13 protein-coding genes are annotated in these 12,453 nt (G+C 69.4%); 6 read left to right on the top strand and 7 right to left on the bottom strand.

All coding sequences use genetic code 11. The annotated features are described in order from the left end of the window. Positions 1-57 precede the first annotated feature (57 nt). The 3 genes from LBW94_RS01670 to LBW94_RS01660 are packed head-to-tail and all read left to right on the top strand — an operon-like array spanning position 58 to position 2,181. Positions 58-1,044: a zinc-binding dehydrogenase gene (locus LBW94_RS01670; protein ID WP_225055657.1), complete on the top strand. Its 987-nt coding sequence runs from the start codon at positions 58-60 to the stop codon at positions 1,042-1,044. Between the two features lie 28 nt (positions 1,045-1,072). Then, positions 1,073-2,011 (top strand): 3-carboxyethylcatechol 2,3-dioxygenase, encoded by a 939-nt coding sequence (locus LBW94_RS01665; protein ID WP_225055659.1) that lies wholly within the window; start codon positions 1,073-1,075, stop codon positions 2,009-2,011. A gap of 32 nt (positions 2,012-2,043) precedes the next feature. Then, on the top strand, positions 2,044-2,181 hold the full coding sequence (locus LBW94_RS01660) for a hypothetical protein (RefSeq protein ID WP_225055661.1): 138 nt from the start codon (positions 2,044-2,046) through the stop codon (positions 2,179-2,181). 641 nt (positions 2,182-2,822) lie between these two features. On the opposite strand, the gene LBW94_RS01655 is transcribed toward LBW94_RS01660, so the two are convergent. Together LBW94_RS01655 and LBW94_RS01650 are read right to left on the bottom strand one after the other, a co-directional pair. Then, complete coding sequence (locus LBW94_RS01655) at positions 2,823-4,223, bottom strand: lipase family protein (protein WP_225055663.1); 1,401 nt, start codon at positions 4,221-4,223, stop codon at positions 2,823-2,825. Positions 4,224-4,345: 122 nt separating this feature from the next. Then, positions 4,346-4,738, bottom strand: coding sequence for a CocE/NonD family hydrolase (locus tag LBW94_RS01650; RefSeq protein WP_225055664.1), 393 nt, complete (start codon positions 4,736-4,738; stop codon positions 4,346-4,348). A gap of 615 nt (positions 4,739-5,353) precedes the next feature. Between LBW94_RS01650 and LBW94_RS01645 the strand changes: the two genes are divergently transcribed. After that, on the top strand, positions 5,354-6,529 hold the full coding sequence (locus tag LBW94_RS01645; RefSeq protein ID WP_225055666.1) for an AbrB family transcriptional regulator: 1,176 nt from the start codon (positions 5,354-5,356) through the stop codon (positions 6,527-6,529). Between the two features lie 9 nt (positions 6,530-6,538). Here LBW94_RS01645 and LBW94_RS01640 read toward each other — a convergent pair whose 3' ends face one another. The 5 genes from LBW94_RS01640 to LBW94_RS01620 form a co-directional block, all read right to left on the bottom strand. Continuing rightward, positions 6,539-7,519, bottom strand: a complete 981-nt coding sequence (locus tag LBW94_RS01640) for an aldo/keto reductase (RefSeq protein ID WP_225055668.1) — start codon at positions 7,517-7,519, stop codon at positions 6,539-6,541. Positions 7,520-7,633: 114 nt separating this feature from the next. Further along, on the bottom strand, positions 7,634-8,698 hold the full coding sequence (locus LBW94_RS01635; RefSeq protein WP_225055670.1) for a hypothetical protein: 1,065 nt from the start codon (positions 8,696-8,698) through the stop codon (positions 7,634-7,636). A gap of 628 nt (positions 8,699-9,326) precedes the next feature. Beyond that, positions 9,327-9,716 (bottom strand): histone-like nucleoid-structuring protein Lsr2, encoded by a 390-nt coding sequence (locus LBW94_RS01630; protein ID WP_225055672.1) that lies wholly within the window; start codon positions 9,714-9,716, stop codon positions 9,327-9,329. 92 nt (positions 9,717-9,808) lie between these two features. Beyond that, positions 9,809-10,033, bottom strand: coding sequence for a hypothetical protein (locus tag LBW94_RS01625; protein ID WP_225055674.1), 225 nt, complete (start codon positions 10,031-10,033; stop codon positions 9,809-9,811). Positions 10,034-10,052: 19 nt separating this feature from the next. Further along, on the bottom strand, positions 10,053-10,421 hold the full coding sequence (locus LBW94_RS01620; protein WP_225055676.1) for a hypothetical protein: 369 nt from the start codon (positions 10,419-10,421) through the stop codon (positions 10,053-10,055). A 180-nt stretch (positions 10,422-10,601) separates the two neighbouring features. Here LBW94_RS01620 and LBW94_RS01615 point away from each other — a divergent pair, with 180 nt between their 5' ends. Both LBW94_RS01615 and LBW94_RS01610 read left to right on the top strand, forming a co-directional pair. After that, positions 10,602-11,768: a sensor histidine kinase gene (locus LBW94_RS01615; protein WP_225055678.1), complete on the top strand. Its 1,167-nt coding sequence runs from the start codon at positions 10,602-10,604 to the stop codon at positions 11,766-11,768. Then, on the top strand, positions 11,756-12,400 hold the full coding sequence (locus tag LBW94_RS01610; RefSeq protein ID WP_225055680.1) for a response regulator transcription factor: 645 nt from the start codon (positions 11,756-11,758) through the stop codon (positions 12,398-12,400). The genes LBW94_RS01615 and LBW94_RS01610 overlap by 13 nt, the downstream gene beginning before the upstream one ends. Positions 12,401-12,453: the final 53 nt, after the last annotated feature.

The following is a 12,453-nucleotide window of genomic DNA, read 5'->3' as shown; positions in this document are numbered from 1 at the left end:
GCCGCAGGACGGCACGCACACTGGGGAAATATCGGGCCGGAAGCCATCGTGAACGGCATGCTCGCTGCACAGGCACTATCCCAGAGCGCCACCGATCCGCTGTCGGGGCTGGTGGTCCACGACATCCCCCTACCGCGGCCGCAGCCCGGCTGGACGCTGGTGCGGGTCGTGGCGACCTCGTTGAACATGCACGATCTGTGGACCCTCCGCGGCGTCGGGCATCCGGCCGACCGGATCCCGATCACCCTCGGCTGCGACGCCGCCGGATACGACGCCGACGGCAATCCGGTGATCGTGCATCCGGTCATCGCCGACACCGACGCCGGTGGCGGTGACGAGACCCTGGACCCGAAACGGGCGCTGATGTCCGAGCACCACGACGGCACCTTCGCCGAATACCTCTCCGTGCCACAACGCAACCTGGTGCCGAAACCGGATTGGCTGTCCTTCGACGAGGCGGCGTGCCTGCCGGTGGCGTGGACGACCGCGTATCGAATGTTGTTCACCAAGGCCGGGATTCGCGCCGGGGACCGGGTGCTCGTGCAGGGTGCGGGCGGTGGGGTGGCGTCCGCGGCGATCACGCTCGCCGCCGCGGCCGGCGCCGTGGTGTACGCGACCAGCCGCAGCGCGGACAAGCGCGCCCAGGCCTTGACCTGGGGCGCCCACGCCGCGTTGCCGACCGGCGACCGGCTGCCGGAGAAGGTCGATGTGGTGATCGAGACCGTCGGCGCGGCCACCTGGGATCATTCGCTGCGATCGCTGCGGCCCGGCGGCGCGATCGTGGTCGCGGGCGCGACCACCGGCGGACAGCCGCCCGCGGACCTGAACCGGATCTTCTACCTGCAACAGCGCGTCCTCGGCTCCACCGGATGCACCCGCGGCGAACTGGTCGCGATGCTGCGCATGATGCAGTCCACCGGGGCACGCCCGGTGATCGATCGGACGTTGCCGCTGTCCGACATCCACAAGGGTTTCCAGCTGATGATCGACGGGGGCCTCACCGGCAAGCTCGTCGTCCACCCCACCGACGACACCGACCGGTGACCACCCCCGTTCGTCCCAGGAGCAACCGATGACCGCCGCCGCCGTGGGCCTGTCCCATTCACCGCTGATCGGCAAGAACGACCCGGAACCCGACGTCCTGGCCCGGGTCGACGAAGCCCTCACCACCGCAAAGGATTTCATCCGCGACTTCGACCCGGAACTGGTCGTACTGTTCGCACCGGACCACTACAACGGCTTCTTCTACCGGGAGATGCCGCCGTTCTGCCTGGCCACCGCCGCGCACGCGGTCGGCGACTTCGGCACCACGGCAGGACCGCTGTCGGTCGATACCGCCGCGGCAGCGGCGATCGCCCGCGGCGTCCTGGATCGCGGTGTCGACCTGACGATCTCGTCCAGGATGACCGTGGACCACGGCTTCGCACAGCCGCTGGAGATGCTGTTCGGCGGGATCGACCGGGTGCCGGTGGTGCCGGTGTTCGTCAACGGCGTCGCGACCCCGCTCGGCCCGGTCGCCCGCATCCGCGCGCTGGGCACCGCGATCGGTGCGGCCGCGGGCGAATTGGACCGCCGGGTACTGTATCTGGCCTCCGGAGGGCTGTCCCACGAACCCCCGGTCCCGGTGCTGGAGGGCGCGCCGCCGAAGGTCGCGGATGCCCTGATCGAAGGGCATCCGCCGACCCCGGAACAACGTGCCAGAGGTGAACATCGGGTGGTGCGGGCCGGCCGCGACTACGTCGCCGGGACATCGACGATGACCCCGATCAACCCGGCCTGGGACAACCAGTTGCTCGACCTGCTCGAAACCGGCGCACTCACCGCATTCGACGCGTGGACCGTCGACGGCATGGCCGAGCAGGGCGGCGGGTCCGCCCACGAGGTACGCACCTGGATCGCCGCCTACGCGGCGCTCGCCGCGACCGGCGACTACACGCTGGATTACCGCTTCTACGAGGCGATCCCGGCGTGGATCGCCGGATTCGCGGTCACCACCGCACGACAGCGCTGACGGCGCGACGCGGTACGGTCTCCGCGACCTCGATGTCGGCGGGAGGCTTGGACAACCGGATGCCCTTGCGCGGCAAGGATTCCTTCGACACCGGGCGCGACGGCGACATCCTGCGCGTCGACACCGGATCCGCGGGTGTCCCGGGCCTGTTCGAATTCACCGGGACCTGACCGACCGCCGACCGGTGGTGCCCGCCGGCTCGGCCATCCGCATCGGGGTGACCACCGTCGGCGGATGCGCCGACTCGTCATCTCGGGACACGTTGTGGCCGAATGGTGTTCATGGGCGCTGCAAATACGCGCAATGCTTCGGTGACGCGCCACCGGAAATTCTCCGGCAGCATCCGGTACCGCACGACTGCCCCCGATGCGGCGGAATTTCTCGCGCGCAAGGATCTCGTATTACCTTGCAGATCAGAATATTCGGGCTCGCTCACACCGTGACAATCACGTCGGTGGTGGTGCGTACAAATACGAGGAACCCGGCCGTCGCCAGGATGCGGCGATGCGAAAATAGTGACGCATGGTTGTTGTGGAACGGCTGCCGGCCATCGGAACAGAACCGTCGGAGTTGGCGCGGAGACCGATTGTCCGTGCGCCACAATTGCCTGCCGCGCCGTGTCGGTTGTTTCGATGCCTGCCGCGGTGACAGCCGGTTCATCGGAACAGGTCAGGTGGGCAACGGCCCGAACGCGATCCTCGTGTGTCACTCGGCGTCCCCGCGACAACGCTGCCGACCACGCGGACGGTGCGGAATGCCCTGTGCCACAGGCACACCCGCACCGTCCGCCACTACTCCGACAACCTGCCGATCACCCCTCGGGCAGCACCGGGGCGGTGACGCTCGCCCGGGTGCCGTCGAGAATGTCACGGGTGGCCTGCGGCAGCGAGGTCGTGGCGAGACCCAGCGCCGAGGCAACGGTTCGGGTGGTGCACTGCGGGCGGACCGGATCTCCGGTGAGTTGTTCGGTGAGCCAGTTCAGCGCGGCAGGAGCGCCGGTCAGCCCCAGCAGTCCGTGCTCGCTGGCCTGGTCCCGTACGTAGGTCACCGACGCTCCGGTCGCGCAGTAGTGCGCCACCGTCTCGTCCACGCCCTCGACGGGAACCATCTCGTCGTTGACGGAGTGGTAGACGAACAAGGGGATCGCCGGCGTGCTGCCGCCCAGATTCAGCTGCGCGAACGCCGACCGGACATCGGGCAGGGCCATGAAATCCCGGAACGGCATATCCAACTGGTCATTCAGATCGACGGATGGATAGGACGTGATATTCGCGGTCACGCACTGCGCACCTGCTGTCTCGAACAGCGCCCTCCCACTGGGTGTCAGGTGCGTGTCGAAGGCGGCGACCAGAGCGGGCTCGGACCGGACCAGTCCGGGGAGCACCGAAATCGGCACGCCGGCGAATACCGTGCCGATGGTTCTGCTGACGGCCTGTGCCGGGTTGGTGAGGAATCCACCCAACGCCGTTGCGCGAATGGCGAGTTCGGGGGCGTAATCGGGTTGCAGCTGGGCGGCCCAGCCGGATGCCAGCGATCCGCCGGAATAGCCCCACATCGCCGTCGGCGTCCGTGTCCCGGACAATCCCAGTGATTCGAAGCTCTGGGCTGCTCGAATGCCGTCCAGCACGGCGTATCCCGGCTGTTTCGCCGCTCCCCATTCGCTGCCCGGGCCCTCGTAATCGGGTACGGACAAGGCGAAACCCTCGGCGATGACGGCGTTGAGCGGACCGATATCGACGGCGAGTATCGCCGAGCCGACGGTATCCACCGGTCCGGAGGCCGTACCGAGGAAGCGCGACGGCGCGCACTGTGCGGTCGAGGCGTCCTCCGGAATCTGGTAGGAGACCAGGCCGTGGACCGGGCCCGCGATCGGGCGCAACACCGTGGTGACGGTCGCCATCGGCTGTCCTTGGCTGTTCGTGGTGCGATAGAGCAACTGCCACGCCTGGGCTTTGTCTGCCAGCAACGAGATCGACGACAGCGTGACCGGACGGGAGCGAAGGATCGTCCCGGGGGCCGCGGCGCCGAAGTCGGCCGGAGGCCGGTAGAACGGATCGTCGTACGGTGCCGATGCGGCCGACGACGCATCCGGCGGCGGCACGGGATCGGCATTCGCGAACCCGTTCCCGCCCAGTGTGATTCCACACGCGACGGTGTTCACGCAGATAATCGTGGCCACCGCGACTTTCGCGCGAGTCGGCAAGACGCCCATGTCTTCTCCTCAACCGTGATGCCCGTGCCGTTGCCTGGCCGGACGTGGATCGAAACCCGGCCCTCACCCTCATCGCCCGCCGGGGCCGGCCGCAATCTGCCGTTCCGCGGAGTGGCACGGGCTCACCGGAGCGAAGCAGTCTGCGGGGCAGCGGATTTCCCGGTGGTCGTCGGGACGGATCGCAGGGTGGCCGAGCCGTCGGCGCGCTCCTGCCACATCGGATCGAAGTCGCCGCCCGAACCGAAAGTGCCACGGACACTTTGGATCACCACTTGGTACCCGCGTTCGGCCAGCGGCCGCGCGATCAATGCGCCGTAGACGCCCCGCCGACCGTACGGGGTGCGGATCAACGCCGTAGGCAGCGGCGCACCGGCATGTCGCGGCGCCCACCGGTCGGCCAGCAGTTCGGCACCGTCGGGCATGGGCACCACCAGATCACGCTGGACGATCAGGTCACGAGTCAGCGGTGGGTCCAGCTTCAGGATGCGCTGGACGATATGACTGGTGAGATTCACAGGCGATGCTCTCGTCGTCGGGGGAATGCCGGTGTCACGGGCGCGAGTCGACGCCACGTGCGACCGCTGCCGTGGCGGTCACCGACGTGGATGACCTGTGCAGCGGTCATACCGTCACACTCGCGTACGCGGGAGCCGGTTGGGCAGTCGGTGTGCCGTGGTGCGGAACACGATCGCGGGTGAGCTCCGACGCGGATCAGCCATCGACGACGGCATACCGTACCGTCGGGTCCGCTCGACGAGTCCTGTCCGAGCGCAGCCCGGAGTCGTTGCGGTACTGCGGAAGTCGTGGGAATCGCAACGAACACGGTCGGTCGGCGGTGAACTGCCCGCACCCGGGCACCGCGACGATCCGAGCCCGGACACACCGTCGAGACGACCGGTCGGCTGTTCGTCGACCTTCTCAGCGACGGGATCCACATGTCCAGACGGCAGCCGGAACGCGATGTGCGTCCCGGCCGTGGCATACAGATCGACGAGCCGGAAGTTTGCTACCCGACACCACGGCGGGTGACACCGCTGCCGCCGACGACTGCGCGATGATCGGACCACCGCCCTGCCGACGGCCCACCTGCCCGACACCGACCCGGCGACTCCTGGAACGAGGTGATACCAATGGCCGCCGACGACCGGCCACCTCGCATTCCGCGGCACGGTCGGTTCTCACCGGCCGCGACGCGACGGCGAGCGGCGGGGGCACGGGGGTCGCGGCGCGAGATCCTCGTCGCCGCACGCGGCATGCTGGGCTGGGTCGTTCTCGTCGCGAGTTGCTATGGCCTTGCCGAGGCGGGCAGAGTGGTCCGGGTGCCCGCCGCGGCGCTGGCGGTGCCACTGGCAGCGGGCATCATCCTCGCGCTGGCCGGCGTCGTCCGGTCACCTCTGCCCCGGCGCGCGGGCCGGACCGCGCAGGCCCTGATGGGTGTGGTGATGGGCAGCCATCTCCAGCCCGAGGCCCTGCGGTCGCTCACCGTGACCACCCTGCCGCTGCTCGCCGTCACCGTCGCGACCATCGCCTGCTGCGGCGCCGCCGCATATTGGCTGGCCCGGACCACGGAGGTCCCTATGGCCGATGCCGTCCTGGGCATGGTTCCCGGCGGCTCGGCCGGTGTCATCTCGTGCGCCGCCGATCTCGGCGCCGACCCCCGCCGAGTGGCGTTCGCGCAATATCTGCGCGTGGCTTTCATCGCGCTCACCGCACCGCTGATCATGCAGGCCACCAGCGGCGTCCACCCCGCACCCGCCGGCCCGCCCGCCTTCGATCACTGGGTGCAACAGCCTCGAGGAATCTCGTCGGTCCTGATCCTGGCCGGGATCTGCCTCGTGGGCAGCCGGCTCGGGCAGCGAGCCCGGCTGCCGGCCCCGACGCTGCTGGGCCCGATGGCGCTCGCCGTCGTGGTCACCTTCACCCACACCTGGTCCGGATTCGCCCCGGCGGGCCCGCTACAGGATCTCCTCTTCGTGGTGATCGGGCTCGAGGTCGGCCTGCAATTCACCCGGTCGGCGATCCGCGGCGCCGTCGTGGTCCTGCCCCGGCTCTGCCTCGCGATCGTCACGGTCAGCCTCGTGTGCGCCGGATTGTCCTGGGCCGCAGCGGCTGTCGCCGGCCTCACCTTCGGCGAGGCCTATCTGGCGACCACACCGGGCGGCATCAACGCGGTCCTGGCCACCGCCGTGACCGGCCACGGCAACCTCGCGCTCATCACGACCGTGCAGAGCCTGCGGCTACTGCTGGTCCTGCTGCTCATGCCGACGCTGATCCGCCTGCTCGCCGCGCGCGCCGCGATGCGGTAGGGCGGCCGGTCAGAAGTAGGTGGGCAGACGCGGGACGTAGGGCTGTTCGAGCGCGAGGATCTCCTCCTCGGTCAGTTCGATGTCCAACGCCGCGACCGCATCGGTCAGATGATGCGGCTTGGTGGCGCCGACAATCGGCGCGGACATGACCGGATTCTTCAGCACCCAGGCCATCGCGATCTGCGCCATCGAGACACCGCGCGCATCGGCGATCTTCTGCACGGCCGCGACGATGGCCTGATCGGAATCCAGGAACAGCGGCCGACCGTACTGATCGGTTTCCGGATTGACCCGCGCGCGAGGAGTCGACCCCTCCCCCCAAGGACGAGCGACCTTACCCCCGGCCAGCGGACTCCACGGGATCGAACCCACACCCTGGTCCGCGAGCAGCCCGAACATCTCCCGCTCCTCCTCGCGGTGGATCAGGCTGTACTGGTCCTGCATGGACACGAACCGGGTCCACCCATGGATGTCCGCGGCGTGCTGCATGGTGGCGAACCGCCACGCCCACATCGACGAGGCGCCGATATACCGGGCCTTACCGGCCTTGACCACGTCGTGCAGCGCCTCCATCGTCTCCTCGACCGGCGTCTGCGGGTCGAAACGATGAATCTGGTAGAGGTCCACGTAGTCGGTCCCCAGCCGCCGCAGCGAGGCGTCGATCTGCTCCATCACGGCTTTGCGCGACAGCCCCGACCCACCCGGCCCCGGATGCATCGGCATGAACAACTTGGTGGCCAGCACCACATCCTCACGCGTGGTGTACGTCCGCATCGCCCGGCCCACGGTTTCCTCGGAGGTGCCCAGCGCGTAGATGTTCGCGGTGTCCCAGAACGTCACCCCGAGTTCCACGGCCTGCCGGAAGATCGGCGCGGCCGCATCGTCGTCCAGCACCCACGGCATCCGCTTCGCCGGATCCCCGAAGCTCATGCACCCCAACGCGATCCGGCTCACCTTCAGTCCCGAGTTCCCCAAGCGGGTGTACTGCACGGCTGACTCCTTCTCGATTGTGTCGCATACGGCATCGACTCCACGCGGGCCCGCCCACCGAGAACGTGACCAGCCCGGCCGACACTACCGGAGATCGTGTCCGGTAGGTCCGCGCTAGGGGTTCTCCCGCAGCGTCAAACCGTAGTATTCGACGTGGTGGCGACCGACGCGTTGCGAGTGGTCCGCCAGGCTGAGGCTCCTCGGGGATTCGACACCGAGATCGCGCAGGGTGGCCACGATCATCGTCGCCAGCGCGTGGCCGTCGACCTCCCCGATACCGAAATCCCCTGAGTGGTACGGGGATTCGAGCCAGTGGGTCAACACGGTGCGGCGCTCGGACTGCGGCGTCCAGCCGAAGGTGCGCGGATCGGTGATGTACTCGCCGAGCCCGCCGGTGTCGTAGACGATCTCCAGCCGTTCACCGCAGACGAGTTCGAACAGCAGTGGTCCGGCCGTACCGGGCACCAGTGCGTGGAAGGCCGGATTCAGCTCGATGCCCAGGGCATATGTCTCGGCCGGAAGGGGACGGAGGAAGTCGGCGAGAGTGCGGGAGAAGACATCCCAGTCGCCGGTACGCCAACCGCCCGGCAAGCTCAGCCCCTCGTTGGCCACGTCGTCGACGCGGGCTCCGAAGAAGCCGCCGATGGCGTAGGGCTCGCCGTGCCCCTGCCGCAGGAACCACTCTTCCACCGGGTAGGTCGGCTGGAGCAACAGTTCGGGACCATGCTCACCGGCGTGCAGCTCGAGCGTGTCGTCCGGGCCGCGCCACCGCAGGAACGGACTGCCCCACCTCGGCGCAATGTCGTAGAAGGGGCCGGGGTTCCCGTACACGCCCATGACGGACGCAGTGCCGAACTCCCCGATCAAGGCCTCTGCCACCGTCCGGAACGCCCGAGCCTCACCCACGGCACCGTCCTCGGCGAGCACCGCCGGCACAGACAGCCCCACATACTCTTCACCGTCCCGGACGAAGTCCTGCTCGAAGCGGCCCACGGGACGCAGCCGGGGTGCCCCGCCGGGCGAATCCGCCGCGCCGGACAAGAGCGGTCCGCCGTCACCGTCTCCCGAGGGCCGGCCGAGGCTCTCGATCACCCCGTGCAGCGCCGACTCACGCCAGCCACCGGTATCCGCCGCTCGCAACCGCCGAGCCAGCTCCACCACGCGCGCCTCGTCCTGCATCCGAACTCCCCCTGCCACATCGCGTTCCGTGCCTGTGCCACCGCACCATGCCACACACCACCGACATGATCGCCCCGCCGGGTTTCACGCCTCGAACCGTACGGAACTCGTTCCGGATGTACGGCGATCACGACAACTCGGTGCTGGATGAACTGGCATCCCCTCGCCACGTCGTCGAGATCCTCGACCTGCTGTCCGAGTCCGGCTGCACCACAGCGCTGCTGGCGGGCTCGTCCGAGCGCAGGGGACGGATCCAGCGGTCGCGCAATTGCTGTCGAACCCGCGGTGCCGACCGTAGCGGCAGCGGGCGACGATATTTTCCAGTGCAAACAGACCGGCGTCGTCGTCGGAGGGTTGTTCCGGCTCCGCGGTGTGGAATTGCCGGGCGCCGGCGTCGGCATCGTGTGTGACATAGGCGATCCACTCGCCGGCGAAAACTATCCTTCGATTCGCGAACACCGCCACGTTTCGGGATCGTCGAATTTCCATTCGCCGGTACTCGTGCCGTCACCTCCGCGATCCATGGACGTGACCTTCGGCGCCGGCGGGAGTACCGCCGGCGCCTTCGCTCACTTCATTCGGTCGCGACGCTGCGGGGCGCCCCCGGCGCGATGTCGCGACAGCGTCGTCAGTGCTTGGCGCTGCGGTAGGCGCTGACCAGGTCGGCGGGCAACCGGCCCCGGGTGGAGACCGTCCGGCCGTTCTGCTGCGCCCACAACCGGATCGCCGCGGTCTCGTCCCTGCTCAGCCCGCTGCCTGTGCCGCTGCCGGCATGTGCGCTGCTCCGAGCCACGCGCGCACCGCCGCCCGCCGTGCGGCGACCGCCACGCACCCGGCGCCCCGCCTCCACGTACGGCGTGATCCGCTCATAGAATTTGTCACGGTTCTTCGCACCCAGATCGATCTCGTAGTCGACACCGTCGAGCGAGAACGAAATCGTCGGATTGGGAACGAGATTCATATCGATCCGATCACCGGTCAGATCGTCATAGGTTTCTACAACCCGCTTCTGCGCCATCGGCGAACAATAACATCCGAGCCGGACGAGGCAGACACAGCCGGCGCACCGGGATGGAGGCGCCGGCTACCGGACGGGCCGGCGGAGTCCGCTCATTCCGATCGCAGTGCGACCCGGATCGAGTCGCGTCCTGCGGTCTTGCGGGTCAGCAACTCGAAGGCCTGCTCGAATTCCTCGAGCGGGAAGCTGTCGCCGAGCATGGCGGCGGTGGGGATCTCGCCGACGTCGACGAGTTCGGCGGCGGTGGCGGTGTCCAGGCCGGCACCGGCGTGCCCGGCCGGCTGCGCTACGACTCGAAACTCGTCTTCTCCGACCATCTCTCGGCGCCCCGGGTCGTCAGTGCGCGGCGATACGCCGGGCCAGCAGCAGACGCACGGCCGACACGGCCGACACCACACCCATCCCGGCCGCGGCCGTGATCGCCTGCATTCCGTGCAGGAACAACGCCGCGAACCCGGCCGCCGCACCGTTGAACAGACAGAGGAACCAGAGCACCGGCCGCGCGGCCAGCCACGATTTCACCGGCTCCACCCGCGCCACCAGCGGGCCCGTCACCAGCGACAGTCCCGCACCGGCGTACGTGAGGACGTCGTGCATCGGGCCGTGCGGTACCGCACCGGATCCGAGGCAGGCCACCAAGCCCGCGACGAAGAGCGGGCGCGGTCCCACGACCCGCCCGACGGACCCTGCGAGGGAGTTGCTCATGACCGGATTCCTTTCGAAGTGCCGCACTTCCGGAGCGGGATGCGGTGTCGGGTCCACGATGCCGCCGCCCGGCGCGCACCACGAGGGGCCGCGGTCCCGAGTCGACGGTGTAGCCCGCTACACCCCCGGAGTGCATCCAGCGCACCGGTGGACGGCCCGGCCGAGCCCTAGGCTGGGGATATGCGGGCAACTGTGCGGCAAGCGGCGCGGGCCTCGGTGCAGTTGGCCCGAGCGCTCGCGCTGGCGTTCGGCTGCTACCTGTTCGTCACGGTGCTGCTGGTGACGGTGGTCGCCACCGTGACGGTCGTCGGTGTCGGGATCGTCCCGGAGACGGTGCTGCTGATCCGGCGCCTCGCCGGCGCCAAGCGGCGCCGGACCGCGGCGTGGACCGGGCGCGACATCGCGGAGGCCTATCGCCCGGTCGCCCCGCCCTTGCGCGCGAGTCTGCGCACGGTCGCCCACGACCCGTGCACCTACGCCGATCTGCGGTGGCTGACCGCCTACTACCTCTACGGCTGGCTGGCGGTGCTCGCGGTCCCGCTGTGGCCGATCGGCCTGATCGCCGACGGTCTGTGGTGCGGGGTGTTCCGACGGCCCGCAGTGGTCCTACCGCTGATCGGCCGCCTCGCCGGCCTCGACGCCCGCTGGTCACAGGCGCTGTTGCGGCCGCCGCCGAAGGCGCGGCTGGCCGGCCGCGTCGAGGAACTCACCGCCACCCGGGCCGGTGCGATCGCCGCTCATGCCACCGAATTGCGCCGGATCGAGCGGGATCTCCACGACGGTACGCAGGCCCGGCTGGTGGCGTTGTCGATGCGGATCGGGATGGCCCGGCGGGTCCAGGACACCGACCCCGCCACCGCGCGGATCCTGCTGGACCAGGCACAGGACCAGGCCGAGCAGGCGCTGACCGAACTACGGCACGTGGTGCGCGGCATCCACCCGCCCATCCTCACCGACCGCGGGCTGTCCGGGGCGGTGCGAGCACTCGCGGCCGGCAGCGGACTGTCCGTATCGGTGGACACCGAGGGGCTCGACGAGCCGGTCCGCGCCCCCGCCGCGGTCGAAGCGGCGGCGTACCACGTGGTGGCCGAGGCACTCACGAACGCGGCGAAACACAGTGGCGCGGAACGGGCCGAGGTGTCGCTGGCCCGGACGGCCACCGGGGTACGGGTGCGGGTCCGCGACCCGGGCCGGGGCGGGGCCCGGCTTCCGGCGGCGGGAGAGGCCGGCGGCACCGGACTGCTCGGTATGCAGCGCCGGGTCGCCGCCCTCGACGGCACCTTCGTCCTGACCAGCCCCGACGGGGGCCCGACCTGCGTGGAAGCGGAGTTGCCGTGCGTGTGGTGATCGCCGAGGACAACGCCCTGCTGCGGGAGGGACTGGTCCTGCTGCTGTCGTCGGCCGGGCACGAGGTGGTGGCGGTCGCCGGCACCGGACCGGAGGTCGTGCCCGCCCTGCTCACCCACCGCCCCGACATCGCCGTACTCGATGTGCGGATGCCGCCCGCCTTCCGGGACGAGGGCCTGCGCGCCGCCCTGGAGGCCCGCGCGAAGATACCCGGCCTGCCGATCCTGGTGCTGTCCCAGTACGTCGAACAGTCTTATGCCACAGAGCTTCTCGGCGGCGGCGCCGGCGGGATCGGCTACCTGCTCAAGGACCGGGTCGGCCGGGTCGACGAATTTCTCGACGCCCTGCACCGGGTCGCCGCCGGCGGCACCGCCCTGGATCCCGAAGTGGTCGGCGAACTGCTCACCCGCCGGCGCAACTCACCAATCGACGCGCTGACCGCACGCGAACGCGAGGTCCTGGAACTCATGGCCGAGGGGCACGACAACGCGAGCATCGCACAGACGTTGTTCGTCACCGAACGTGCCGTCAGCAAGCACATCGGTAACATCTTCCTGAAACTCGATCTGCCGCCCAGCGACGGCGGGCACCGCCGGGTGCTCGCCGTCCTGGCCTACCTGAACGCCCCGTAGCGTTACCCGAGCGCGAATTCGCCTCTGGCACTTCTGCCTCTCCGCACTCGACA

The organism is Nocardia sp. alder85J (assembly GCF_020176955.2).
Classification (GTDB): Bacteria; Actinomycetota; Actinomycetes; order Mycobacteriales; family Mycobacteriaceae; genus Nocardia.
The sequence above is the reverse complement of the archived record's forward strand: the minus strand, read 5'-3'. Positions and strand labels throughout refer to the sequence as shown.